Annotated in this window: 26 protein-coding genes and 1 pseudogene; 5 read left to right on the top strand and 22 right to left on the bottom strand. The window is 68.0% G+C overall.

What is annotated here, in order from left to right:
• Positions 1-22 precede the first annotated feature (22 nt).
• The 11 genes from ACIQUC_RS15780 to ACIQUC_RS15730 all read right to left on the bottom strand — a co-directional run bounded on the left by ACIQUC_RS15780 (position 23) and on the right by ACIQUC_RS15730 (position 10,006).
• Complete coding sequence (locus ACIQUC_RS15780) at positions 23-817, bottom strand: SDR family NAD(P)-dependent oxidoreductase (RefSeq protein ID WP_402268818.1); 795 nt, start codon at positions 815-817, stop codon at positions 23-25.
• Between the two features lie 348 nt (positions 818-1,165).
• Positions 1,166-1,921, bottom strand: coding sequence for a DUF5677 domain-containing protein (locus ACIQUC_RS15775; RefSeq protein WP_402268815.1), 756 nt, complete (start codon positions 1,919-1,921; stop codon positions 1,166-1,168).
• A gap of 3 nt (positions 1,922-1,924) precedes the next feature.
• On the bottom strand, positions 1,925-2,527 hold the full coding sequence (locus ACIQUC_RS15770; protein WP_402268812.1) for a hypothetical protein: 603 nt from the start codon (positions 2,525-2,527) through the stop codon (positions 1,925-1,927).
• Complete coding sequence (locus tag ACIQUC_RS15765; protein ID WP_402268809.1) at positions 2,524-3,735, bottom strand: recombinase family protein; 1,212 nt, start codon at positions 3,733-3,735, stop codon at positions 2,524-2,526. The genes ACIQUC_RS15770 and ACIQUC_RS15765 overlap by 4 nt, the downstream gene beginning before the upstream one ends.
• Positions 3,736-3,923: 188 nt before the next feature.
• On the bottom strand, positions 3,924-4,139 hold the full coding sequence (locus ACIQUC_RS15760) for an antitoxin VbhA family protein (protein WP_402268806.1): 216 nt from the start codon (positions 4,137-4,139) through the stop codon (positions 3,924-3,926).
• Between the two features lie 851 nt (positions 4,140-4,990).
• A complete protein-coding gene (locus tag ACIQUC_RS15755) occupies positions 4,991-5,500 on the bottom strand; it encodes a hypothetical protein (RefSeq protein ID WP_402268803.1) in 510 nt (169 codons plus the stop codon).
• Positions 5,497-6,090, bottom strand: coding sequence for a recombinase family protein (locus tag ACIQUC_RS15750; RefSeq protein WP_402269010.1), 594 nt, complete (start codon positions 6,088-6,090; stop codon positions 5,497-5,499). The genes ACIQUC_RS15755 and ACIQUC_RS15750 overlap by 4 nt, the downstream gene beginning before the upstream one ends.
• Positions 6,091-6,330: 240 nt before the next feature.
• The gene (locus ACIQUC_RS15745; protein ID WP_402268800.1) at positions 6,331-6,570 is read right to left on the bottom strand and encodes a hypothetical protein; all 240 of its coding nucleotides are present in this window, start codon (positions 6,568-6,570) and stop codon (positions 6,331-6,333) included.
• 23 nt (positions 6,571-6,593) lie between these two features.
• Positions 6,594-9,017: a hypothetical protein gene (locus ACIQUC_RS15740; RefSeq protein ID WP_402268797.1), complete on the bottom strand. Its 2,424-nt coding sequence runs from the start codon at positions 9,015-9,017 to the stop codon at positions 6,594-6,596.
• Between the two features lie 229 nt (positions 9,018-9,246).
• Positions 9,247-9,450, bottom strand: a complete 204-nt coding sequence (locus ACIQUC_RS15735; protein WP_402268794.1) for a PLDc N-terminal domain-containing protein — start codon at positions 9,448-9,450, stop codon at positions 9,247-9,249.
• A 346-nt stretch (positions 9,451-9,796) separates the two neighbouring features.
• Positions 9,797-10,006 (bottom strand): hypothetical protein, encoded by a 210-nt coding sequence (locus ACIQUC_RS15730; protein ID WP_402268791.1) that lies wholly within the window; start codon positions 10,004-10,006, stop codon positions 9,797-9,799.
• Between the two features lie 133 nt (positions 10,007-10,139).
• On the opposite strand from ACIQUC_RS15730, the gene ACIQUC_RS15725 reads away from it, so the two are divergent.
• Entirely contained in the window at positions 10,140-10,616 is a 477-nt protein-coding gene (locus ACIQUC_RS15725) for a DUF6416 domain-containing protein (protein WP_402268788.1), read from the top strand.
• A 59-nt stretch (positions 10,617-10,675) separates the two neighbouring features.
• Complete coding sequence (locus ACIQUC_RS15720; protein WP_402268785.1) at positions 10,676-11,482, top strand: hypothetical protein; 807 nt, start codon at positions 10,676-10,678, stop codon at positions 11,480-11,482.
• Positions 11,483-11,501: 19 nt separating this feature from the next.
• Here the strand turns inward: ACIQUC_RS15720 and ACIQUC_RS15715 are convergent, their stop codons facing one another.
• The 5 genes from ACIQUC_RS15715 to ACIQUC_RS15695 form a co-directional block, all read right to left on the bottom strand.
• Complete coding sequence (locus tag ACIQUC_RS15715; RefSeq protein ID WP_402268783.1) at positions 11,502-12,038, bottom strand: TetR/AcrR family transcriptional regulator; 537 nt, start codon at positions 12,036-12,038, stop codon at positions 11,502-11,504.
• Positions 12,039-12,957: 919 nt separating this feature from the next.
• Complete coding sequence (locus ACIQUC_RS15710; protein ID WP_402268780.1) at positions 12,958-13,308, bottom strand: hypothetical protein; 351 nt, start codon at positions 13,306-13,308, stop codon at positions 12,958-12,960.
• A 166-nt stretch (positions 13,309-13,474) separates the two neighbouring features.
• Positions 13,475-13,984 carry a hypothetical protein gene (locus ACIQUC_RS15705; RefSeq protein WP_402268778.1) on the bottom strand — a complete coding sequence of 170 codons (510 nt, stop codon included), beginning with the start codon at positions 13,982-13,984 and terminating at the stop codon, positions 13,475-13,477.
• A 173-nt stretch (positions 13,985-14,157) separates the two neighbouring features.
• Positions 14,158-14,301: a hypothetical protein gene (locus tag ACIQUC_RS15700; RefSeq protein ID WP_402268775.1), complete on the bottom strand. Its 144-nt coding sequence runs from the start codon at positions 14,299-14,301 to the stop codon at positions 14,158-14,160.
• Between the two features lie 2 nt (positions 14,302-14,303).
• Positions 14,304-14,453 carry a hypothetical protein gene (locus tag ACIQUC_RS15695; RefSeq protein WP_402268772.1) on the bottom strand — a complete coding sequence of 50 codons (150 nt, stop codon included), beginning with the start codon at positions 14,451-14,453 and terminating at the stop codon, positions 14,304-14,306.
• A 197-nt stretch (positions 14,454-14,650) separates the two neighbouring features.
• Between ACIQUC_RS15695 and ACIQUC_RS15690 the strand changes: the two genes are divergently transcribed.
• Entirely contained in the window at positions 14,651-15,079 is a 429-nt protein-coding gene (locus ACIQUC_RS15690; protein ID WP_402268769.1) for a hypothetical protein, read from the top strand.
• 84 nt (positions 15,080-15,163) lie between these two features.
• Here the strand turns inward: ACIQUC_RS15690 and ACIQUC_RS15685 are convergent, their stop codons facing one another.
• The 3 genes from ACIQUC_RS15685 to ACIQUC_RS15675 form a co-directional block, all read right to left on the bottom strand.
• Positions 15,164-15,940, bottom strand: coding sequence for a DUF3560 domain-containing protein (locus ACIQUC_RS15685; protein WP_402268766.1), 777 nt, complete (start codon positions 15,938-15,940; stop codon positions 15,164-15,166).
• 789 nt (positions 15,941-16,729) lie between these two features.
• On the bottom strand, positions 16,730-17,029 hold the full coding sequence (locus ACIQUC_RS15680) for a Dabb family protein (protein WP_083858006.1): 300 nt from the start codon (positions 17,027-17,029) through the stop codon (positions 16,730-16,732).
• A 9-nt stretch (positions 17,030-17,038) separates the two neighbouring features.
• Entirely contained in the window at positions 17,039-17,926 is an 888-nt protein-coding gene (locus ACIQUC_RS15675) for an SDR family oxidoreductase (protein WP_402268762.1), read from the bottom strand.
• Between the two features lie 209 nt (positions 17,927-18,135).
• On the opposite strand from ACIQUC_RS15675, the pseudogene ACIQUC_RS15670 reads away from it, so the two are divergent.
• Both ACIQUC_RS15670 and ACIQUC_RS15665 read left to right on the top strand, forming a co-directional pair.
• Positions 18,136-19,245 (top strand): annotated as a pseudogene (locus ACIQUC_RS15670) (AAA family ATPase); the annotation flags it as partial.
• A 192-nt stretch (positions 19,246-19,437) separates the two neighbouring features.
• Positions 19,438-19,896: a DUF4383 domain-containing protein gene (locus tag ACIQUC_RS15665; RefSeq protein ID WP_402268759.1), complete on the top strand. Its 459-nt coding sequence runs from the start codon at positions 19,438-19,440 to the stop codon at positions 19,894-19,896.
• Positions 19,897-20,006: 110 nt separating this feature from the next.
• On the opposite strand, the gene ACIQUC_RS15660 is transcribed toward ACIQUC_RS15665, so the two are convergent.
• Genes ACIQUC_RS15660 through ACIQUC_RS15650 form a run of 3 tightly spaced genes read right to left on the bottom strand, consistent with a single transcriptional unit; the run spans position 20,007 to position 23,505 of the window.
• The gene (locus ACIQUC_RS15660; protein WP_402268756.1) at positions 20,007-20,933 is read right to left on the bottom strand and encodes an ROK family protein; all 927 of its coding nucleotides are present in this window, start codon (positions 20,931-20,933) and stop codon (positions 20,007-20,009) included.
• Entirely contained in the window at positions 20,930-22,612 is a 1,683-nt protein-coding gene (locus tag ACIQUC_RS15655) for a dipeptide ABC transporter ATP-binding protein (protein WP_402268753.1), read from the bottom strand. The genes ACIQUC_RS15660 and ACIQUC_RS15655 overlap by 4 nt, the downstream gene beginning before the upstream one ends.
• Positions 22,612-23,505 (bottom strand): ABC transporter permease, encoded by an 894-nt coding sequence (locus ACIQUC_RS15650; RefSeq protein WP_402268750.1) that lies wholly within the window; start codon positions 23,503-23,505, stop codon positions 22,612-22,614. Before ACIQUC_RS15650 ends, ACIQUC_RS15655 begins: the two co-directional genes overlap by 1 nt.
• Positions 23,506-23,580 lie beyond the last annotated feature (75 nt).

Genomic DNA, 23,580 nt, shown 5'->3' with positions numbered 1-23,580 from the left:
GCGCCTCCCGTTCGTCGGATGGTCACCATCCGAGCGGCGCACCGTCCTCCAGGAAGACACCCGTCGGACCGTCGGGGCCCGCGGATGCGGCCGCGGCGACCGTCGCCGCGCTGACCTCGACCGGTCGGCCGTGCGGGTTCGGCACACCCCCGAACTCGGTCGCGGTGTACCCGGGCTCGACCGCGACGAAGTGGACCTCCGGCACGGCACGGGCGTACTGCACGGTCAGCATGAACACTGCCGCCTTGCTCGCGCCGTAGACGATCGCCTGGTACTGCGACGCCGGCTTCTCCGGGTCGTGGTTGGCGGCGAACGAACCGAGCGCGCTCGAGATGTTCACGACGATCGGCGCGGCCGAGGACCGCAGGAGCGGCTGCGCCGCCTCGGTGGTGCGGATAACGCTGATGGCGTTCGTGCCGGTGATGGCGGCGACAGAGCGCAGCGGTGCGGCGACATCGCGCTGGCCGGAGCGGAGCGAGAGCCAGGCGATCGCGGCGAGGACGGTGCTGTCGTGCAGGTCGGCCTCGGCGTGCGCCCAGCGGCCGGGAGAGACGCGGAACGCGGTGAGCATCGCTTCGGTGGAGGCGATGATGCTGCGTAGCTCCGTCAGGTCGCGCTGTGCTCGTTCCTGCGGAGCGTATCGGTACCGGGTGGCGCGGTCTTGCGCCTTGGCGAACTGGCGCGCCAGGCGGGCAGCGGTGTTCGCCTGCGTGCGGGGTTCGCGGCCGCCTGCGGGGGAGTTGCGGGTGCGGTAGTGCCCCATGCCGGGCGCGGCTCGTGCGGCATGGGCGACGTCGGCGAGGGTCCAGCCAGACACGGCTGCGGCGAGGAGGCAGAGATAGCCGGTGTGTGACGGGTCGCGGCCGCCGGCGGCGGTTGCCTCTGGGGGGCTCCCCAGGCAGGGAGGCTGCGGTGTGCCTGTTGGCTGGCGTCGAAGGGGCCGGAGGGCTGCTCGTCGGCGGGGCCGATGGCGGGGCGGAGCTCGCGGAGTGCTGCGGTGACGTGGAGCAGGTCGCTGGCGGTGACGGAGCCGGTGCGGAGCATGGCGACATCGCCCTCCATGACGCTCGACGCGCCGCCGCGGGCGTGCGGGGTGAGCTGGCGGCAGCGTCGACACAACGTGAACTGGTGATGACCAGAGCAGGTGTGCCAACGCCGAAACGTCTTAGCTCGACGCCTTCGCGCGCCACTCGTTGGTCACGCCGAGCTCGCTCGCGATCGCATCGAGCTCGGCCTGGTGTGGGCGGCCCACCTGGGTCATATCCCACGCGATCAGAGCGTGGAGGAGTGAGCTTGCGGCAGACACCAACAGGTTCGCAGCCATGCTGTGTGAGGCTTGTCGCCGGTACCTGACCTGTAGCGGCGACCCGGGGTCGGGGGCCGTGTAGAGGTCGACCGTTTCTGAGCTCGCGTGGCTAAGACCGCTGAGGTATCGATAAACCATGTACATGTCGTCGGTCCCCTCGAGCGCGCGGAGGCGTTGCTCGAACACCTTGTAGCTGGGCGGCGCTGCGCCCAGGGCCTTGACTTGCTCGGCGTACTCCTGGCGACGGGCCTCCGACGCTGCATCAGCCCACGAGGCGTTCGCCGCCATCGCGTCTCGGAGCACGGCAGCTCGTGTACGACTTCCCTCGCTGACGACGGCCTTCCAGCCATCCGGCACGACGAGGACCCATCCCGCTGTGACCGCGTCCTCCATCAGCGACCTGATCACCGGGACGGCCGCGACCGGTTGGCTCGCATCGTAGAGCGTCAGCACGCCGCGGGCGCAGTCAGCAGCATGCGCGGTGAGGCCGCGCACAAGGACTGTGACCTGGAAGTCGATGTCCGTCCGGAGCTCGACCGTCGTGCGGTTCGTCTCTGTGTCCCAGATCGCGAGTAGTCGCCGGATGATGGCTCGGTAGTCGGTCGGGGCAGTCATGCGTCAGCCGCCTTGAATCTGGTCGGCGGCACGTTGGCCAGCTTCTTCTTCCTTCGTTGCTTCAGCGAGGAGCGTGGCGTACTGGTCCTCCTCGTCGCGAAGATACGAGCCGAGGGTTCGGCGCATCAGGAGCAGCAGGTCACGCTCTCGACGTCGGGTGAGATCCCACTGCTCGGGGTCGTCGTACTCGCGGATCAACATCGTCACGTATCCGGCGGTGCCGATGGCGTTCACGGTAGAGCGGACCGCTCCGCGGATCTTCTCGCTGTCGATGAGCTCGGCGAGGTCGTCGATGATGCGCATGTCTCCCCAGCCGGCGTAGCCGATGAAGCTGTCCCCGTTGTTTGGGCCTGCTCTGTCGCCGGTGGTGGTGAAGAACTTGGATGTGATCGCTAGGGCGTCGCGAGCAGCCGTGCGGCCCTGGTCGAGGCGTCTCGCTGCGCGCTCCTGTGCGCGTTCGGCGGCACGATCCGCCCGGTCCTCGTCACGGTCGGCCTTGCGAGCGGCACGATCGCTCCGAGTGGTGATGAGCGTTGTTCCGACGGCACCGCCGGCGCCGACGAGACCGCCGACCACCCCTGAGAGCAGGTTGGCCCAGTCCGTCACGAGACGCCTTGCAGCGCGTCCGCGAGAGCGCGGGAGACGGTGGACGCGCTGACGCCGATGGTGCCGGCGATCTCGTCGTAGGTGTGCCCCTCCGCGCGCATGCGGAGGGCAGTGGCGAGCTTGTTCGGCGTCATCGCCCGGGGACGGCCGCCGCAGCGGCCACGCGCTCGAGCGGCCGCTAGGCCCTCGTGGGTGCGTTCGCTGATGATGCGTCCGGAGAACTGTCCAATGGCGGCGAAGATGACGAAGAACATCTCACCGCCAGCGGTGGTGGTGTCGATGCCCTCGTGCAGGGATCGGAAATCGATGCCGCGTGCCTTGAGGTCGTCGACGACGCGGACCAGGTGTTGCACGGACCGACCGAGCCGGTCGATGCGGGTGACCATGAGCACGTCGCCCTCGTGGTCGCGGAGGTAGTCGAGCGCCGCCGCCAGGCCGGGGCGGGTGTCGAGCTTCCCGGATGCCTTGTCCTCGAAGATCCGGGTTGTCCCCGAGGCGCGGAGCTCGTCGGTCTGCGAATCTAATGACTGGTCGAGCGTCGAGACGCGGGCGTAGCCGACGATCGCCATCAGCGCTCGTACCCGTCGCGTCGGGGCCCGGTGACGTTCTGCCCGGTCGATCGGCCGGAGGGTCCGTAGTAGGACCGCTCCCCCGCGCCGGCACCGTCCGGCGGCGTAGCCGGGCGGGACGGAGCGGACCCCCCGCATGGCCTCAGCGGCCTGCTTGGCGCGCTGCAGCGTAAGCGGGTCCATGCGGTCGGTGACTATGACGCTCAACGCGGAGCGCAGCGGCTCGAGATCCCCGGCTCGGGCGGCGTGCGAGACGGCGTTGTTCTGCTCCTTAGTCAGGACGGACCAGTGGATCGTCTTTCCGCCGGCTTCGGCGACTTGGTCGAAGTAGAGCCGCTGGGCGCGACCGTTGCCCTCGCGGAACGGGTGCGCGTCGTTGAACCGTTCAGCGAGCAGGCTCGACCACCGGGCGTTGTCCATACCTGGGGAGAGCATGCCGTCCTCGCGCATCATGCGGGCGGCACCGTCGACGACGATGCCGGCGTGCTCCGGCGGTAGGAACCCCTGCCCTTCCTTCTGGATCCCGACGGTACGAATCTCGCCGGCCCACGGGTAGACGTCCTGGAAGACGTGGCGGTGGATCGCCTGCAAGTGCTCGATGCCGAAGTCACCGCGAATGGGCTGCAGGCGCAGCTCCATCGCGCGGATCGTGGCCCGGGAGTCCTCGAAGTCGCGGAGCTCTCCTTGTGTACGGATCGGCTCGGCCGACCGGGTTGAAGCATCCCGGTCTCCGAGTCGAGGTACCCGGCCCACCGGTCCTCGTGGGTGGCGCCAGTCGCCCAGGGCCGCTCAGCTTCCCAGGAGCGGTCGTCGGAGGCCATGCCTCGTCAGCGGTCAACGGTCAACGGGTGCGCGCGCCGAACCTCGGCGGCCATCTCGTCGAACGTGAGCTCGCCGCGGACCCACCGGTCCTGCGCGGCGTGCGTGAGGTCCGAGGCGCGGCCGCCCTCGAGGGCAGTCGATGTGCGAGTCTCGTCGACGATCTGCTGACGCTGCGCGCGCTCGGCTTTGGTGAGCTGCGTGGTCTTGGTCTGCGTTGCCATCGAGTCCTCCCCCGGTCAGTCTGTCAATTCTATCCCTTCGGCTTCAAAAACGGTATGGCAGGGTTTTGACGACTGGAGGTTCTGACGATGAGTTTTGACAGTCAGGAGCTCACGGAAGTACGGGGGTCGTCAACGACGTCGGTCGACCAGGCAGAAACGATCGATGTGAGGATGAGGAACCACGCCCTCAAGGGCTGCCCGATGGGATCCCCCCGAGCAGATCAGCGCGTTCGCCGACGTCTCGGAGAACACCTCCGCAGACCTCGACAGACACATCTGGCCCGGTGTACAATGTGTGCGTACCCCTGCACGACATGGTGCCTTTCGGCGACCTTATGGTCAAAGATCCGTCCCAGTCACGATACGTACCCTCGTCACGGCCCAAGCCTGCTGACGAGGTGCGAGACCCGGTCAAAGCTGGCGACGATCACATGTTCTGAAACCCCGCGGTTTCGAGCCGAATAGATTGCGCCCGCTCGAGTCTCGTTGCAGCAAACGCCGACCCATCTTCTGCTGGTGCCGCGCGCGCGGGAGCCGGTACCCGTAGTGGAGATCCGGTGTCCCCGTGGCTTCTGTTCGTGACCTCGCTCTTGCAGGCAGCCCCCGCGTCGGTTTCGGTCCTCTTTTGGACGGTCGCCGCATGCGCTTGCGCTCGCACCCTCGTTTTCGTCGCGGCTAGCATCGTCGCCCTGACATCGACGGGTGAACGCGCTAAGCGTGCGCTTGCGCTTGCGCGACAGTTGACATGGCGGCGGCCACGCCCTAAGTGAGCAAAGCAGAACAGGGCGACGTACTTAGCGCCCGCCCTACGGAACACCGTCTGGCATCGCCTCCGACCCACCCGCCGGCGCCTAACGGCTCGCCGCACGTCCTCGTCGGCGCCAGAACGCGAACCGCAATCGTTGTGGCTCTGTCACGGTGTCCGTCGATCTAGACTCCGCAAGTACCTGCTCATAGGCGCCGAGCCAGACCGCTGCTCGCGCGTGGTTGCGGTTGCCGATCACTGCGTGCCACACCGATGGCGTTGCAAGCAAGACCGCGATTACACCGAGCACGGCACACGAAATGGCGAAGGCTGCAGCGCCGACCCAACCCGCTCCGAGATCGGGAAGTGCGGATTCGGACGCTGTTGGGATTCGCGAGAGCATCACTGCAAGGATCGCGACGGTCGCCGCTTCGAGCGTGAGCACCAATGTTGTTTCCTGGTCGGCGGCTTGGGACCGCAGCTCCGCCAGAACCAGCAGCCGCACGGCGTCGTCCTCCTCGACGAACGCATCGAGCTCCCGGCGGCTGACTTCGATGTGATTGTGGAGGTGCTTGGCGACCTCGGGTCGATCCTTGAGGGCAGGCCGCTTCTTCACTGGGCATCACCGGATCGCAACAGGCGGATGCGCCGATAAAGGGTCGCGCGCGACATGCCGAGGTCGCGGGCGACCTGAGACGCTGACTCGCCGGCATCCAGGAGCCGGATCGCAGCCCTGACCTGACTACCGGTGAACACTGCGCCTCGGCCACCGAGATCCTGACCCGCGGCACGACGTTTCGTGACCGAGTCACGGACCCGCTCACGTTTGATCTCGAGCTCCATCTGTGCCAGCGCAGCCATGACCGAGAACACCATCGACCCCATCGGCGTCGACGTATCCACGTCCCCACCTCCGAGGTTCAAGACACGAAGCCCCGCCTGACGGTCCCGCAGCTGGGCGGCGAAGCCCAACATGTCGATTGTGGATCTCCCGAGCCGATCCAGTGTCGCGACGACCAAGCCGTCGCCGCCGTGCAGCGCGTCAAGCGCGCGGTCGAACGCCGGCCGCGAAGCGCGAGCTCCGGATACGCCATGATCGTTGTACAGGTCATCGCGGCGCACCCCCGCTGCGAGGAGGTCCTGTTCTTGCCGGTCAGTGTCCTGTTGCCGGGTCGACACTCGTGCATAGCCGATGAGCTTTACGATGATGCCTCTGTCTCGCAACCAACCTTCATGACAGCAATTCTGCCCGACACTTACAACACATGGTTGCAAGACTCGCGGCCCCCTGAGATCCGCCGAGCAAGCACCGGCGCAGGCGGTGTTAATGAGACGTCTCGCAACCGTAGGGAGGCAAGACACCCATGGGGTAGGTCTGACATACCACACAGAAGAGTGCTGGTGCGACTATCGAGTCGCACCAGCACTCCTCCATGTCATCCTGATTCAGGAAATGGTGTGGAAAATGGTCATCAGTCCACTAAAGCCCGAGGCGACAGAGAACTGCAGGAGCGGGATACCAAACGCCAGAGCGGCGATCAGGAAAAGCATGCGACCAGTCCTGTGGAAATGTTTCCAGGCGACCACCGCAAGCACGATTCCACCAATGACGGTTAACCCGCTTGCGAGCACAACACCCACAATGAGTAGCACATCGATAAGCTGCTCGTGGCGCTGGGTGGCCACTTGCACGTCATCTAGAGTGTCTGTCACAGTCCCGTCCCCGACCCGGCGAAGCTGACCCCGCCCTTGTTGTATGTGCGGTGGACTGTGTACGTGGAGGTGAAATGCGTACCCCAGGGGCCGGGTGTAATGACATTGTGAGTCATATACATGACGACGCTACCGTTGCTCTTTTCGACGGTACCGCACGCCAAGAGATTGACCTCAACAACATTTGCGTATCCGTCAGTGTCACACGTGTGGTATCCCGTTTTGCCACGGTATTTCTTAACCCACGCGCGCTTGCCGTCGTAGAACACTTTGCCCGAGTGGGTGATTGCCCACACAGGGTTGAACGCCGACGTCTGATTCCATGTCTGGCTGTGGATCGTCGTGCTAGCAGTCGTGCTATCTGAAGTCCCCACAGAGCCGGGAGCTGACACCGTACCGCTCGAAGCGCTTTCCGTAACCGGATCGTCGCTGTTCTCCTGCTCCGCCGTTCCGGGGCAGTACTTCACCCAATCGGATGCCTGGATCTGGTAGTCCTCCGCAGCGGCCTGCGCCATGAACGGGGCAGTGCATTCCGGTGCAATCGCATCGTTGGACGCAGTGAAAGCTTGAACGGGAAGATCACGGGTGGTGATCGAGCTACTGCCAGACGGGGTTCCGGTTACACTCACTCGCCAGAAATAGGTGGTTCCGGCAGTGAGGATTCCAGTGGGGACAGTGTAGTCGCCTGGCAGCCAGTCAGTAGCCACCAGGGAATCGACCGCGGGGTCAGCATTGGTTGAGAGCGTGTACTTGAACTGTGTACCTTGAGGCCATTCGTCGTTCACGATACGCCCGCCGAGGTTCGTCGTGATCGATGCGTTGGCACCGTTGCCTGGAAATTCCGTAAGCGATTCCTGATCCCAGTTTCCACCAACAGTAAAGTCAAACTCGTCCGTGGAAACGGGAGAGCCGTCTGCGGTACGAGTCGTAGCCGTCACGGAGCGAGGACCGCCCTGCGTCGACAGATGGGCCGCGATGGTTTGGAAATCAGCGTCAGACAGCTGTCCGGACCACTGCGAGACACCGTCGGCGAAGATTTCGGCAGAATCCGCGAGTCCACTCGCGGGCGGCAGCACTACATTGCAGTCAAAGGCGGCTGAGGGGAGCGCCGGCGTGGTCGACCCTTCTGCGTAGGGACAGGTCACGACCGGCGCGACTGGGTTCGTGTACCAGCCTTGAACGTCAATGATGAAGTCTGTTGCTCCAGTACCGAGGTTGTGGAGGCTGACCTTCCCGTTCGCGCCGACGGGGACGGTGATGGTGTTGGAGCGGATCGTGCCGTTGTCGTAGCGCAGCGATGCAGTGTCGGGCTCGCTGGTGCCGTTGGCCCAGACGCGGCCCCAACCGGATCCATTCGCAGCCTTCGCGGTGAGGGTCAGGACAACCGAGTTGATGCCAGAGCCCATCACCGGGACGCCCTGCTGGCCCGCGACGGCGATCGCGCGGGTCTCATTGCCGGCGAGGATCGTGCTCCCGGCCGCGCGAGTGTCGAAGATCCGGCCCGATCCTGGCGTGAACATCGCGCCGGAGCTTCCGGTGGCGGTGAAGTACCCCTGGATGTCGATGGCGAGGTCCATGGTGCTGTTGGCGTTGTAGATCGTGATCTTGCCGTCAGCGGAGAGCTGCACCTGCGCCTGCATCGTCGTGGTGGTGCCGCCGGCGTAATTGAACGAGTTCGCCGGCCGCGCCGCACCCGTCGGATACGGGGTCAAGAACCCCACGTTCGACGTCGCGTTCATCGCAACCAGGTTCACGATCACCGCAGACGCACCCGCCGGGACACCGGCAGTGCCGGTGACCTGCAGCACGGCACTCTTGCCAGTGGTCAGCTGCGCCTGCGGCAGGCCGGTCCCGGAGCGGGTGTCCGCGACGCGCTTGCCGTTCAACGGCACGAAACCGCCCGGGGCGGTTCCGTCCGTGTTCGCGGTGTAGTACCCCTGCACGTCCAAGATCAGCCGGGCGCTGGTCTCCGCGTACACCTGGATGGTGCCATCGGCGCCGACGGCGAGGACAGACGAGAACGACGTGTTCTGCTGCTGCTCCCCGCCGTAGATCCCCATCAGCGTGTACTTCGTGTCCGCATCCGGACGTCCGAACAGCTGCCCTGTCGCGGAGATGTCCGCCACCGTGGCAACGACCGACACTGCGCCGACTGTGCCGTCGTCAGGGACGCCAGCAAGTCCGGTGACCTGGACGGTGCGCCACGTCTTCGCGGGCATCGGCGTCGAGTAGCCGCCGATGTTGTTCTTCGTGTCCATGATCCGGCCCGTGGTCGGGACGAACACACCACCGGTACCGGTGTCGTTCAACGCGTGAGCTGGTGTTGCCACCAGCAGTGAACCGATCAGTGCAAGCGCGCCGAGTGTGGCGGCAGCGATGCTGCGCCTCCTCGAGCGCGGAACGTGCAGCAAGGTGTGCACAAGACCCCCTAGGCCAAGCGACAGCACGGGTTGCTGTCAGCCTCCGCAGCATATGGAGAACCTGCAAATCACCCAATGACACCCCTTTGGGGGCAAGACAGAAAATCCCTGGTCAGAACCTTTAGTTTCGAGGCGGGCTTAATACCTTCTCAGCTTCAACCTGGTGCGTGATTCGCAGGAGTCATGCTCGCCAACAAGTCGCCGTGAGACCTCGAGATGTCAACCAGTTCTAAGCAGACCGATTCCAGCTGCGAGTTGCGTACCAGGCGATCACTCCGAGGAACGGAGCGACGAGAACCGCGATGATCCAACCCACCTTGGCCTCCGCAGACAGGCGGTTGTCCTGAACGATCGATCGCACTGCGGCGACCCAGAGGCATACGAGCACGATCAGCAACACCATCAGAGCAATGACCGCACCGTTTTCGAACATGCTGCGATGATCTCACGAGCGTCACCGACTTGTGGGCCCGCGCCCTTCGACGACGGCGCGGTCATGGTGACGCTCACGTCGACCGATGCCTTCCTCGTCTCTACGGTTGCTGTACACTCGCGCACATCCCCGCCGCTGGCTCGGTATGCAGGGCCACCCAAGAGGCCGTACTTGATGCCACCGACCGTTGAGTAGGATCGGCCGTGCAGATCCCTGCCGAGTCCGGTGGTCTGGTTGGGCGGTTGAACGAGTCGTAGCTGACCGACGGTGCAGGCGAGACGACGTTATGCCCCTCACGGAACGGTGTGGCGGCCAGCGTCGAGATGATCGCGGCGGCGATGTGCGCTTACCCAGCGTCGTTCGGGCGCTGCCCATCGGGGCTGATCATCGTCGCCTTGTCCCACCCAGTGAACGCGTCAGCGATGACGACGGTGCCGTCCTGCGGGTACGACGCGACGATCTTGCGCAGGGCGTTGTTGTAGCGGACAACGTCCGCGTCGGTCGACGGCACCGGGTACCGCGCGTACCCGACGCGCGTCGACGTCGTGTCGAGCACGATGCCGATTGGCTTACGTGTCCAGAAACGATCGTTTGTGATGGGATGTTTCAACCTACCTTGCAAGGGAGGTTGACTTGGTGCATGATGACGAGGAGACACAAGCGAGCTTGCAACCTATTTTGGAGACCTCATGATTCCGATCACCGTCCACGTCCCTGACCATCGCGTCGAGGACTTCTACATCCGCTTCGGGGAGTTCCTGGTGAACACCGGCGAGCGTGACAGCCCTACCCTCCTCGACTCGGGCCTGGTGCCGTCGTGGGTCCTCACCGATGACGCCGACGCGATCGCTGCTCGGCTCTGGGCGGCGCTGTCGGGCCAGGGACAGATTCTGCTCCACAAGCTGATCATCAACGCCGGGCACCGGATGACTCCGCAGGAGCTCGCCTACGCGTTCGGCCACCCCCAGGGCACGGCGTCGAAGGTCGCGGGCGTGCTCGGTGGCATCGGCAAGGCCATCCGTCGCACAGACCTCCCGCTCTACAAGATGCCCTCGGGCGACGAGTGGCACTACGTCTGGGACTGGGACGGCGAGCACTACTTGATGACCCCGGAGGTCGCCGAAGTCCTGGGACGTGCTCGAAGCCGGGAGGGGCGCTCCCAGTGACCGCCCGCGCACAGGTCGAGAGCGGCGCCCTGGGATTCGCCACTTGGCGGATGGTGCCGATGACGATGACGCTCTTCCTCGGCCTGCCCCTCCTGGTCTTCCTCGCGGCCGGGCATTGGGCCCACGGGGTGAGCGAGGCCGCTCGAGGCGGTGCGGCGATCGTGTCGAATGATGCCGCTCTGGGCGGCCTGGGGCAGTACCTTCCGTCGGCGTCGATCGCACTGGTCGTCCTGGTTCTCCCGTCGCTGACGGTCTGGCGTGCCGGCTTCGGCGCCCGGTTGGCCTGGCCGGGCCCGCACCGCATCGCGCGCACCGTTCGCGGCTCCGTCGTCTACGCGCTCATCTTCACCGGCGTGGGGACGATCGCCGCGTGGGTGACGCGGGAGACCGGCACTGAGGTGCGTTCCGTCGGGGAGGTCTACGGATCGTTCGGGTGGGGCGCCCGGCTGGCGTCCTCGGTGTGGGCGGGACTCTGGGAGGAGACGATCGACGTCGCGCTGCCGATCGGTGTCACATTCGCGCTCGTGACCATCTACCGGACGCTGCGCGGCCGCGGGACTGCTCACAACGAAGTGCCGCGGTGGTGTTACCTCGCTGGGATCTTCGGCCTGATCACGCGCTTCACGGATCACCTGTACCAGGGTCCCGTCGCTGCGGCCTTCGTCGTCCTCGCCGGTGTCGGCGCCGTGATCGTTTTCGCTCGGTACGGGTCGGTCGTTCCGCTGATCCTCGGGCACTTCGCGTACGACGTCGTCGTGGCCGGCGCCCCCGTTGGGCTCGTGCTGCCGGCCGCGGTCATGGTCGCAATAGGCGCAGCGACGTTCGTCCCGACGATGATTCGCCGTAGCCTCGCGTGGACCGTCTAGCGGCTAGACCCTCGACTCATCACCGAACGATCCCCGAGTTCGGCTCCCGCCCAGATTCGATGCCTTGGAGGAACAGGTCGACCAGGCGGTCCACCTGCGGGGCGGGGTCAGTGTCCCCACGGCGGAGGACGCCGGCGATCGCGGTGGCGAGCAGGTCGACGTCGGACGCGGAAGCGTCCGACCGGACTCGACCGGCGTCGACCGCTGTACGGAGGGCGCTGGAGATTGCCTCGCGGCCGCCTGTGAGGGCGGCGTCGACGTCGGCACTGAGCTGCGTGGCGCTGGCAACGAGCTCTGCGATCGCGAGGCTGGTGGCCTGGTGCCGTGCGCTGATGCGAACCGTCGATGCGAAAACGTCGTCTCCGGAGTCCGCGGCTGCGCGGACCGCGGACGCCCATGCGGTCACTGGGCCGCGGAGGACGTCGGCGGCGAGGGCGACCCGGTTCGGGTAGTGCCGGTACAGAGTCGAGTTCCCGAGGCCGGTCGCGCGCACGATCGCCTTCATGCTGACTTCGAGGCCGTCACGGGCGAACAGCGAGGCTGCGACCTCGAGCACGCGCTCTCGATTCCTGACGACGTCGGGGCGCGTGCGGTCCCGGCGTCGGAACTGTCGCTGTGCTGCGACCTCACGTTGCACGCCGCCTGTCGTCGTCGATCGCGGGGAGCACAGGTCGACGGTAGCGGCCTGACGTTCGCAATGCTCTGTGCTTGGCTGTCACGGCATCTTCGACTTCCAAGAGGATCCCGCCTCCTGACGGGTGTCCGACACGCCCGAGACTTTGCTCTGCGGACGGGTAGCGGCCCCTGCCGGCTGCATGTCCGTATGTGCCTGCACGGACCGCTGTGGTCCGCGGTGGTCCGCGGTGAGCGAACGAGCGCGCCCTCGTTTCTTGACATGACTCCGGGCACGTCGGGGTCGCGACGTAGACTCAACTCATCCGGTGGGCCGCAGGACTTCACCGGCTGAGACGGAACAGAAAAACCCAGGTCGGGTGCAACCGGCCTGGGCTCTGAACTCGTCTCGCGAGTTGTGCGGTTGGGGTGGCTCTTAGGGACCCCGAGTTGAACAAATTCGACCCTACGCCAAGTTTGTGTGTTTGTGTACTCGACGAGTACACAGGGCACGACTTGGACCCCCTGCACGCACTTTCGCTCGGTACCGGCACTTTCGGATCGATCGGAAGGGGGACCTAGTGAGCGCAAGCCCACAGAAGGACCCGTCAGGTAGGCCCGGGCTCTGGCTCCAGATCGGCAACCTCGTTGTCGGTGTGGTCAGGCTCGTGGTCGAGTTGATGCACTGAACGGAGAGCGCCCCGGGCTTCGGCCGGGGGCGCTCTTTGCGTGCGTGGAGGCGAGTACGGCGACACGACGTACCGGTGTCCAGAACGCTGGACGGGGTCGTCTAGTGGCTAGACGGCGTTGCCGATCCGCGTGGCGGTGCCGACTACGGGCCGTCGTGCCGCCGCTCGGGCCCGTCACGACGGGACTCGGCCTCGGCCTCGGCCTCGAGGAGCCGACGGATCGCTCATACGGCCGCTGAGAGTGGTGGTCCAAGTGAGGATCTGCGGCAGGAGCATCACGGCGGCGAGGAGCAGGGCCGCGGTGAGCAGGGTCCGGAATGTCAGCTCGGCGGTGGCGGCGTCGACGCCAGTTGCTGTGGCGCCGGCGGCCCACCATCCGTGCACGTGTGTCACGGTGAGGATCATCGCGACGGCCCACGCGGACGCACCGACGAGGACCCGTTCGATCCGCTGTACGCGGCGCGTAGCGGCGTCGCGGAGCTGCTGCCGGGCGTCAGCCTCGGCGGCGGGATCCTCGGCGCTCATGAGGGCATCGTGCCACGCGGCCGGTGCACGCGGTGGGATGAGTGAAGCCCCCGGCCGGAGAGAGTGGCCGGGGGCTGTGCCGACACCCGGAGAGAGTGGGTGTTGGCGGGCTCGAGCGAGTCGGCGAGAGTGACCCGTCGAGAGTCTCGAGGGTACGGGGATGCCCCTACCCGCGTCGAGCGGTGGCTATGTCGTTGCCGGCGGCAATGAGGGCGAGGATCTGACTGGATGCGTGAACGGGGTCTTCCGCGAACGGGTCAAAGCTGACGGTGTCGCCGGGGAGGGGCCTGTGGTCGGTCTGCTGCTGTTGGTTGAGGAGCGCGGTTTCGATGCGGGCGTAAGCGGTTTCCATGTCGTCGGCGGTGACCTCTCCCCCGGGCGGGTCCATTGGGTCGAGCTTGCGGATGACGGTGAGCGGCTCCGGCGTGTGTGCGAGTGCTCGGACGATGCCCTCGACGGTGCCGGTGATGAGCATGTGCGCGGTGACGGGGTTCTCGAGGGCTGCGTCGAGGTCGCGTTCGTCGTCGATCAGGTCGGCGAGGGCGAACCCGTAGGACGGGTTGAGCACGAGGGCGCGTTCGGCGACCTCGGCGACCTCGGCGACCTCGGCGACCTCGGCGACCTCGGCGGCCCGGTAGTACAGGCTGCTCATGTCGATGGGGCCGACGTCGGTCACGGCGTCTCTCCCTTCGGGTGCGCACTTTGTCCGCGGAGTGCGGCCTGTGCAGCCTTGAGGCGGTCCCAGACGACCTCGAGCGCGGTGATGGCGCCCTGCAGGTGGTGGGAGGCATTCGCGATCGCGAGGGCCGGGTCGGTGCCGTCATCTTCGCGGACGTCGTCGACGTCGAGCTAGCGGGCGAGGGACTTCGTCAGGTTGGTCAGCGCCACGGGGGTGCGATCGCCGATGCCGTGCTTGAGCTCGAGCACGATGCCGACGTTGCCCCACCGATCGGTGATGACGTCGCCGAGCTGGATGACGTGGTGCTCGGTCATGGCTACCGGTCGTAGATGATCTCGGGGAACGGGAGCCCCATCGCGCGGGCAGTGCAGGAGACGTGCCCGCGCTGGCCGTCGTCGAGGGTGAACGTGTCCGACGAGTGCGCGGCGGCACGGTTCCCACAGACCGGGCAGACGTCGAGGCTCATGGGGTCATCCTGCAGCGTGGAGTCGGGTAGCGTCGACCTGCCTCGGTTGCACTGAGCGCGGCCGGCCGACAGGGCGGCACCGGGGCGTACGCGGGGGCGTACGGCCGCGTGATCGCGTCACGGGCCGCCCTCATCAGGCCGTGACGCCCGCTGGGGGAGCGGGGTCGTTCTCTCGGCGTGAGCTCCGAGAGGAACCCATGAGCGCGAATCAGCACGGCCAGCCGACGCCACAGGCGTCGACCACGCCACAGTCCCAGCCCGCACCACAGGCGTCGACCACGCCCGCACCGACTCGGGTGCATCTGTTCTTCCGAATCATCGCCCCGTTCGCCGCTGCGTTCGCCAGCACAATGATCGTGTTGGGGGTCCAGGCAACGGACCCACCGCTCCTGAAGGCGTCGGAACCAGGTGGAGAGATTAGTGCGGTGTTCTCGAGCTTGTCGCTATACCTCGTTGGCATCGCCGGGGTTCTGGTCTTCGGCGTCGCGACGTGGTCTCTGTACGGCCGAGAGGACCGCCCCTGGCGCGCGTTCATCATGCAGTTCATCAACCTCGTCGCTGCGTTCCTGGCTGCGGTTGCCGGCATCCTGGTGATTCCGGGAGTCGCGGAGCACATCGCCAAGTAGCGGGGGAGCGCGAGGGGGCACGCCCCCTCACCGGCGCCGGTGGTGTCGGAGGCCCGGTCCGGGTGCGGGCCGGGCCTCCTGCTGTCACTCGGGCTGGTGGAGGTCCTGCAGCTCGGCGTAGGGGGTGGTGTCGGTCCAGGAGTAGGGGGTCGGGACGCTGACGGTCTTGGCGTTGACGCGGACGACGGTGTACCAGTGGCCGCGGACCTTCACTCGGTCGCCCTTCTTGACCGTCTCGCGGCTGTAGCCGGTGGCGGTGCCGGAATCGACCTGCGCGGCGCGCAAGCCTTCCCAGTCGAGCTGGTCGCGCTTCTCGTCGATGTACGGCGTCAGGCGGGCGTGGGTGGCGTCGATCTGCTCGGCGGTCGCGGGGACGTAGCCGCGCTCGGCGTCGTAGCAGGGCTCGATGATGCGGCGTTCCAGCTTCCGAATCTCGGCGCCGAGCTTCTCGATGCGGTTGCCGTCGACGCCGGGCCGGTAGCGGCTGTCGGTGGTCATGGCTGCGGCGTCGGCGCGGGCGCGCTTGGCGTCGGAGCGGGCGCGGGCGCGCTCGGCGTCGGCGGTGGCCTCGATCGATCGGCGCATGGCGGTGTCGGCCTTGGCGATCGCGTTCCGATGTCGGCCCTCGAAGCGGTGTCCGACGTGGATCGGCTCGCCGCCCTCGGGCAGGCGGGACGTGGCGGTCTCGACGCGCTCCCACGCTGCGGTGTCGGCGGCGGCCTTCCGGTCGGCCTTGGCGTTGACCGCGTCGACGCGGTCGGCCTGGCGGGCGATCTTCCCGGCTTCGACCTCGGCGGTCGGGCGGTGCTCGGTGCTGAGTTCGGTGGTGGCCTCGAGCCCGGCGGTCTTGAGGGCCTGCACGGTGCGGTTGATCTTGTACCCGTTGGGGAGGTGGTCGCGGCTGTTCGGGACGTACCAGGCGGCGATGCTGCACCCTCAGCGCCATCCGACGCGCTTGAGGACGTCGGCGGTGCCGTCGCCCTTGGCGGCGCCCTCGACGTGCGTTCCGGCTTCGTCCGGGTGGGTGATGGTCAGGGTCGTCATGTGCTCTCTCCTTCACTGCTGACCGCTTTTTGGTGCTTCCTGCGAGGAGAGAACGGCCGGCGCGGAGGCCGGAGGGCCTAACCGGAGGACCGGTCGAGGGCGAAGAATCTTGGGCGATGATCTTGGGCGATGTGAGGGAGCGTGCGACCGCGTCCGAGATTGTTCATCAGCGGCCGGCGCGGGAGCGCCCGCGTGGCGTGGAGGGTGGAGCGTTGGCAGGATCGGATGCAGGAAGGCACCAAAAGCCCCGGTAGGGAGCACGCTGATCGTTGAGCGCTCCGTCACATCCGGTACGGATGCGGAGTTGTGATCTACTCGCTCGAGGTCTTGTCGGCCGTGTCAGAGCTCGGGAGGCCGCTGATCGTGAGCGGTCCGTCCCCGAGTGCTCCAAGTGCGTCGGCAACGTCGTCCGTGAGGAGGTCGTCGATGAGCTCTGGGGTAAGCGGCAGCTCACGCGAGTCGATCTGCTCGAGAGGGACCTGCGGGCCGGGAGGCGCGGTGCGGGGCCGAACCGTGCCTCCCGTTCGTCGGATGGTCACCAGCCGCTCAGCAGCCCGTCCTCCAGGACGGTCGGCATCGACGCGGACTCCGACGCCCGGAGCGCGGTCAGTCCTCGACGTCGAAGACCACGACGCGGTCGCTCGCGCCCTGGATGTACGCCGCGACCGGCTGGTGCTCCTCGTGCGGCAGGTACCCGGCGAGCGCCGCGCGGTCCCGGAAGCGCACGACGAGCATCCAGTCGAAGCCGCCCTCGAGCCCCTCGGTGCTGATGCTCTCGCCGGACCGGACCGACTCGACCCCGTCGATCCGGGGCAGGTGCTCCCGCACGAGTTCGTCGGCCCGTGCCGACGGATGGGTCGTCGCGTGGTCCCACGCGACGAGGACCACGTGTGTCGTCCCGCTCATCGTGTCCTCCTAGAACGCCGGGGTGCCGCCGGCGACGGTGATCGTCGATCCGGACTGGTAGCTCGACTCGGGGCTGACGAGGTGCACGTACGCCGCGGCGAGTTCGGCTGGCTGCCCGGGACGCCCGAACGGCGACTGCTCACCGAAGTGTGCCACGGTCTGGGCGTCGTCGGAGCCGGGCTGGAGCGGCGTCCACACCGGGCCCGGAGCGACCGAGTTCACGCGGATGCCCTTCGGCGCGAGCTGCTGGGCGACGGCCTCGGTGAAGAGCTTGATCGCACCCTTCGACACGGCGTAGTCGATCTTGTCCGGCGACGGTGTGCTCGCCTGGATGGACCCGGTCGTGACGATCGTGGAGCCCGGTTCGAGGTGCGGCACGGCGGCCTTGGTCAGCCAGAAGAGCGAGTAGATGTTCGTCTTGAAGGTCGAGTCGAAGTGCTCGGTCGTGAGGGTGAGGATGTCGTCGTTGCTGTCCATCCGGCCCGCGACCATGACCAGCGTGTCGAGACCACCGAACTCGTCGACGGCCCGCTGCACGAGGTCGGTGCAGTACTGCTCGTCGGAGATGTCCCCCGGGAACAGGACCGCACGACGCCCCTCGCCCTCGAGCAGGTCGCGCACCTGTTCGGCGTCCTCCTGCTCGTCGGGCAGGTAGGAGAGGACGAGGTCGGCGCCCTCGCGGGAGAGCGCGATCGCGGCGGCGCGGCCGATGCCCGAGTCGGCGCCGGTGACGATCCCCCGGTAGCCCGGCAGGCGCCCGTGTCCGACGTAGCTCTCCTCGCCGTGGTCGGGCTTCGGGTCCATCTTCCACGCGGCCCCGGGGAGCGACTGCTCCTGCTCCGGGTACGGCGGCGCCGGGTAGAGGGTGTTCGGGTCGCGCTTGTCGTCCTGGCTCATGCCCCCACGATGCCCGGCGCCCCCTTCGCGGTGGCTCAGCCCGGCATCCACCACCTGAGCACTCGACGTCGACACGGTCCTTGACAGCCTTATCGGGATTAACGAGCGTCGATAAGGTTGGAAAGGTCGATAAGGAGGACCCCGTGGATTGAGTACGCAACCCCTACACGCCGAACGCCGGTTCCGCGCCACCGGTCCTCGCCGGACGCGATGCCGAACTGAAGGACTTCGAGAGCGTGCTCGAGCGCCTCGCCAGCGGCAAGACCGACAAAGCGGTCGCGGCGATCGGCCTCCGAGGAGTCGGCAAGACCGTCCTGCTCGGCGAGTTCGAGCGGATCGCACGCGAGCACAACTGGGTGGCGGTACCCGCCGAGATCTCGAAGACGAAGGATTTCGGGCCGCAGCTCGCGAACCTCGTGCGCAAGGCGCTGTTCCAATTGTCGCCGAAAGCGCGCTGGAACGACGTTGCGAAGCGGGCCGCCGGCGTGATCCGGTCGTTCTCGATGACCGTGCAGCCCGATGGGGCGCTCACGGCGGGCCTCGACGTCGAGGAGATCGACGGAGCAGCCGACTCTGGACAGTTCGACGAAGACCTCGCTGATGTGCTCGAGTCGCTCGGAGAGACCGCTCGCGATGTCAGGCGCGGAGTGGTCTTCCTGCTCGACGAGATCCAGTTCCTCTCGAAGGACGAACTCGAGGCCTTGATCGGTGCCGTTCACCGCTGCATCCAACGACGGCTCCCGATCACCGTTGCCTGTGCGGGCCTCCCGCAACTCCCTGGCGTCGCGGGAGACGCGAAGTCCTACGCCGAGCGACTGTTCCACTACATCCAGGTGATCGAGCTCGGACCCGCCGACGCGAGACAGGCCATCGTCGCACCGGCTGCCGAGGAGGGCGTCCGGTTCGAGGACGCGGCAGTCGACGCGATCATCGAGTACACGGACGGCTACCCCTACTTCCTGCAGGAGTTCGGACGGTGGGTGTGGGATCTCGCGGAGGGACCCGTCATCACCGCGGCGGAGGTCGCTGACGCGCGGTACCTCGTGGAGGCAGAACTCGACGAGAGCTTCTTCAAGACGAGAGTGCAGCGGAGCACGAAGGAGGAACTCCGTTACCTCCGAGCGATGGCTGCCCTGGGCCCGGAGCCCCAGAAGGCGTCGGACGTCGCGGAACAGCTCGGGAAGACCTCCGAGCAGGTCGCACCGCTCCGAGCTCGACTCATCGCCAAGGGACTCCTGTACACACCCAAGTTCGGCTTCGCCGAGTTCACGGTCCCGCAGTTCGACAAGTTCATGCTGCGCTACATCCCAGACTTCTGACCCTCTGGCCTCGGCGACGGTCCGAGTGCGAAGGCGTCGGATCCCCCCCCGAACTGGGTGAAGCGCGAATCGGCCTGTGTTGCCCAAGACGCTGCAAACCAGCCGGGCGAGGGCTACGAAAGAGCTGTGGGCATGAACAAGGCCCCCGCCGACGCATCGTCGTGTCGGTCCCCATGAGAGAGAGGTCGCACCATGACCAGCAACGCAGCAACGAACCGCACCGCCAACGGCTCCACCTGGACCCAGAAGGGCGCACTCGTCTTCGGGATCGTCTTCCTCATCGTCGGTGTGGCCGGCTTCATCCCGGGTCTCACGATGGACATGGGCTCGATGTCGGTCGCGGGCCACGGCTCGATGGCACTCCTGCTCGGCACCTTCCAGGTGTCCGTGCTGCACAACATCGTCCACCTGCTCTTCGGCATCGTCGGGCTCGTCACTGCCCGTTCGCCGCGCAACGCGCGCCTGTACCTGCTCGTCGGCGGCATCGTCTACGCCGTCCTGTTCGTCTACGGCCTGTTCACCGCCGGCATGGCCGACCCGGCGAACTTCGTGCCGCTGAACAGCGCCGACAACGTGCTGCACCTGATCCTCGCCGTCGCGATGATCGTGCTCGGGCTGCTGCTCCCGCGCGTCGGGACCCGTCGGGTCTGACCCGTCCGTCGGCGGTCCAGCCGCCGACAGCACCCACGACCGGAGCCGGTCTGGGCCACGCGATCAGGTGGTCCAGGCCGGCTCCTCGTCGTGCGGGGGCAGCCCCAGCCTCAGCGCGCGGGCGCGGTCCCGAGCACCAGGTCCCGCACCTGTGCGGCGGCGCCGAGCGCCACCGCGTCGGACCCGAGCGACGACAGTGCCAGCCGGATCGGCGCACCGCTGACCGGGGGTTCCAGCGCGATGGCCCGGCTGATGGCCGGCTCGAGCAGGTCCCAGGAGCGAGCGATCCCGCCGCCGATGACGATGGTCGTGACGTCGAGGATCCCCGCCGTGAGCAGCGCGGCGCGCGCGAGTCCCCACCCGGCGGTCTCGAACACCGCGGCGGCGTCCGGGTCCCCGGTGCGAGCGGCGTCGGCGACCTCGCGCACGGTCACGCGTCGTCCGGTCCGTTCGGCGTAGCGGTCGGCGATCCCGCGGGCACCGGCGATCGTCTCGAGGTGGCCGACCTGTCCGCACGTGCACACCGCGTCGCCGAAGCCGGGGACGTGGCCGATCTCCCCCGCTGCACCGCGGGGTCCGGCGAACAGGGAGCCGCCGAGCACGAGGGCGCCGCCGACACCGGTGCCGAGCGTCATGCCGAGGACGTCCGGCTCCCCGGCCACGGCTCCGGCGGCGACCTCGCCGAGGAGGAACGCGTTCACGTCGTTGTCGAGCGTCGCGGGGACGCCGAGGGCCGCGGTCACCGCGTCGGTCACGCCGTACCCGGCCCAGCCGGTGAACGAGTTGCCGGTCACGAGCACGGTGCCGGTGGTCGCGTCGACCACGCCGGCGGCGCCCACCCCGACCCCCGTCACGGAGGCGCGGTGCCGGTCGAGCAGGTCCGTCACGGCACCGAGGGCGGCCGTCACGATCGCCGCGCCGCCAGCGTGTGCCGGTGTCGGCAGGTCGACGCGGTCGATGACCTCGAGCGCCGGGGTCGCGAGGACGACCTTGGTGTTCGTCCCGCCGACGTCGACGCCGGCGACGACCTCGTTCACGCGGTCACCGCCCCGAGGGTCGCGAGCCGTTCGGCCCGCCGTTGCCGCTGCACCACCGGATCGGGGACGGGCACCGCCGCGAGCAGTCGCCGCGTGTAGTCGGTGGTCGGGTGCACGAGCGTGGCGCCGGTCGGGCCCTGCTCCTCGACGATCCCCTGGCGCATCACGACGACCCGCTCGGCGAACTGCTGCACGACGGCGAGGTCGTGCGAGACGAACAGGCACGCGAAGCCGAGGTCGGCCTGCAGCTCGCGCAGCACCTCGAGCACCGTCTCCTGCACGCTCACGTCGAGGGCGCTGGTCGGTTCGTCGGCGACGAGCAGCCGCGGCGAGAGCACGAGCGCCCGGGCGAGCGACACGCGCTGCCGCTGGCCGCCGGAGAGCTCTCGGGGTGCCCGCGACGCCAGGGTGCGGGGCAGCCGGACGGCGTCGAGTACCTCGTCGATACGCTTCCGCCGGTCGGCCCCGGACATGCCCCGCCGGTGCACCGCGAGCGGCTCGGCGATGCACTCCGCGACGGACATCCGCGCGTCGAGCGACGCCACCGGGTCCTGCAGCACGACGCCGATGCCGGACCGCAGCGCCCGGCGGTCGCGGCCGCGGGCCGTGCGCAGGTCGGAGCCGAACAGGTGCACGCTGCCGGACGTCGGCGCGACGAGACCGAGCGCGACCCGGGCCGCCGTGGACTTGCCCGAGCCGGACTCGCCGACCAGGCCGACGGTCTCGCCGGCGTGCACCGCGATGTCGATGCCCTGCAACGCGTGGACGGCGCGCGCCCCGCGCCCGAAGGTCACCGAGACGTCCCGCAGGTCGACCACCGGGGCCGCACCGTGCCTCCCGTCCGCCGCGTCGGGCGTGGCCGCCGCGGCCGTCGGGACCGGCCCGTCGACCGCCGCGACGGCGAGCCGCGGCACCGCGGCGAGCAGCCCCTTCGTGTAGTCGTGCTGCGGCCGGAGCAGGACGTCCTCGACGCTCCCGGTCTCGACGATCTCGCCCTGGAGCATCACCGCGACCCGGTCCGCGAAGTCCGCGACGACGCCCATGTTGTGGGTGACGAGCAGGACGCCCGTGCCGGTGTCCGCCGCCAGGCGACGGAGCAGCTCGAGGATCTCCGCCTGCACCGTGACGTCGAGCGCCGTCGTCGGCTCGTCCGCGATGAGGAGCTTCGGCGAGTTGGCGATCGCCATCGCGATCACCACGCGCTGCCGCTGCCCGCCGGACAGCTGGAAGGGGAACGCGCGCGCCCGCTGCTCCGGCGACGGGATGCCGACACGGCCGAGGAGCTCGACGGCCCTGGCCGCGGCGTCGGCGGCGGAGACGTCACCGTGGTTCCGGACGACCTCGGCGATCTGCGCGCCGACCCGGGTGAGCGGGTCGAGGGCGGTCGCCGGCTCCTGGAAGACCATCGAGACGGTGTTCCCGCGCAGGGACCGCAGGGAGGGCTCCGGGGCACCGACGATCTCGTGACCGTCGACGACGGCGCTCCCGGTGGCGGTGGCGTTGCCGGACAGCAGCCCCATCGCGGCGAGCGCCACGGTGGACTTGCCCGAACCGGACTCGCCGACGAGCGCGAGGGTCTCCCCGGGCTCGACGTGCAGCGAGACCCCGCGGACGGCGTCGACCGTGCCGGACTCCGTGCGGAAGGTGACCCCGAGGTCGGTGGTGGTCAGGATGGACATCAGCGGCCCCTCACGTCGAAGGCGTCCCGGAGCCCGTCGCCCACGGCGTTGAACGCGCAAACGACCAGGATCACGGCGAGACCCGGCGGCACGATGAGCCACCAGCGTCCCGAGTACGCGGCGGTGAGTCCCGCCGACAGCATGCCACCCCAGTCCGTCGCCGGTGCCTGCACGCCGAGCCCGAGGTACGAGACGTAGGCGACGAGCAGGATCGCGTCGGCGACCTGGAACGTCGCGGCGACGACGATCGTCGACACGGAGTTCGGCAGCAGGTGGCGGCCGATGGCGCGGGCGTGCGAACCGCCGATCGCCCGGAGGGTGAGGACGTAGTCACGGTTCTTCAGGGTGAGCGTCTCGGCCCGGATGAGGCGGGACGGCACGAGCCAGGACACGAGTCCGAGGATCACGATGAGCCCCCAGACGCCCGGGGTCGTGATCGCCGAGATGACGAGCAGGATGAAGAGGGCGGGGATCGCGATGCCGGCGTCCACGACACGCATCATCACGGCGTCGACCCAGCCGCCGACGTAGCCGGCGACCGAGCCCCAGAGCGTGCCGACCACGGTGGCGAGGACCCCGGCGGCGATCCCGACCATCAGCGACACCTTGCCGCCGAACATCAGGCGGCCGAGGACGTCGTGCCCGACGGCGTCGGTGCCGAGCAGGTGCCCGGCGCTCGGGGCGAGGTTCACCTGGTCGAGCTGGGTGTGGACCTGGTCGGTCGGGTACAGGAACGGGCCGACGAAGCAGAACAGCACGATGACGACGATGACCACGAGGCCGATGACGGCGAGGGTGTTGTGGCGGAAGCGGCGGACGGCGAGGCGCCACCCGGTCGCGGCGACGGTGACGGGGGCGCCCGGGGCTTCGGGTGCCAGCTGGACGGCGCTCATGCGCGGCTCGCCTTCACGTCGTGGGTGGACGCAGCGTCGATGGGGGACGCATCGTCGATGGGGGACGTGACGGCG

The organism is Curtobacterium sp. NPDC098951 (assembly GCF_044759965.1).
GTDB lineage: Bacteria > Actinomycetota > Actinomycetes > Actinomycetales > Microbacteriaceae > Curtobacterium.
The sequence above is the reverse complement of the archived record's forward strand: the minus strand, read 5'-3'. Positions and strand labels throughout refer to the sequence as shown.

Excerpts from the sequence above, each read along its gene's own strand:
- ACIQUC_RS15690 (WP_402268769.1), top strand. The coding sequence starts at position 14,651 with ATGAGCGCGAATCAGCACGGCCAGCCGACGCCACAGGCGTCGACCACG.
- ACIQUC_RS15695 (WP_402268772.1), bottom strand. The coding sequence starts at position 14,453 with ATGAGCCTCGACGTCTGCCCGGTCTGTGGGAACCGTGCCGCCGCGCAC.
- ACIQUC_RS15650 (WP_402268750.1), bottom strand. The coding sequence starts at position 23,505 with ATGAGCGCCGTCCAGCTGGCACCCGAAGCCCCGGGCGCCCCCGTCACC.
- ACIQUC_RS15710 (WP_402268780.1), bottom strand. The coding sequence starts at position 13,308 with ATGAGCGCCGAGGATCCCGCCGCCGAGGCTGACGCCCGGCAGCAGCTC.
- ACIQUC_RS15700 (WP_402268775.1), bottom strand. The coding sequence starts at position 14,301 with ATGACCGAGCACCACGTCATCCAGCTCGGCGACGTCATCACCGATCGG.
- ACIQUC_RS15720 (WP_402268785.1), top strand. The coding sequence starts at position 10,676 with ATGACGATGACGCTCTTCCTCGGCCTGCCCCTCCTGGTCTTCCTCGCG.
- ACIQUC_RS15665 (WP_402268759.1), top strand. The coding sequence starts at position 19,438 with ATGACCAGCAACGCAGCAACGAACCGCACCGCCAACGGCTCCACCTGG.
- ACIQUC_RS15725 (WP_402268788.1), top strand. The coding sequence starts at position 10,140 with ATGATTCCGATCACCGTCCACGTCCCTGACCATCGCGTCGAGGACTTC.
- ACIQUC_RS15680 (WP_083858006.1), bottom strand. The coding sequence starts at position 17,029 with ATGAGCGGGACGACACACGTGGTCCTCGTCGCGTGGGACCACGCGACG.
- ACIQUC_RS15765 (WP_402268809.1), bottom strand. The coding sequence starts at position 3,735 with ATGGAGCTGCGCCTGCAGCCCATTCGCGGTGACTTCGGCATCGAGCAC.
- ACIQUC_RS15675 (WP_402268762.1), bottom strand. The coding sequence starts at position 17,926 with ATGAGCCAGGACGACAAGCGCGACCCGAACACCCTCTACCCGGCGCCG.
- ACIQUC_RS15735 (WP_402268794.1), bottom strand. The coding sequence starts at position 9,450 with ATGTTCGAAAACGGTGCGGTCATTGCTCTGATGGTGTTGCTGATCGTG.
- ACIQUC_RS15655 (WP_402268753.1), bottom strand. The coding sequence starts at position 22,612 with ATGTCCATCCTGACCACCACCGACCTCGGGGTCACCTTCCGCACGGAG.
- ACIQUC_RS15775 (WP_402268815.1), bottom strand. The coding sequence starts at position 1,921 with ATGACTGCCCCGACCGACTACCGAGCCATCATCCGGCGACTACTCGCG.
- ACIQUC_RS15760 (WP_402268806.1), bottom strand. The coding sequence starts at position 4,139 with ATGGCAACGCAGACCAAGACCACGCAGCTCACCAAAGCCGAGCGCGCG.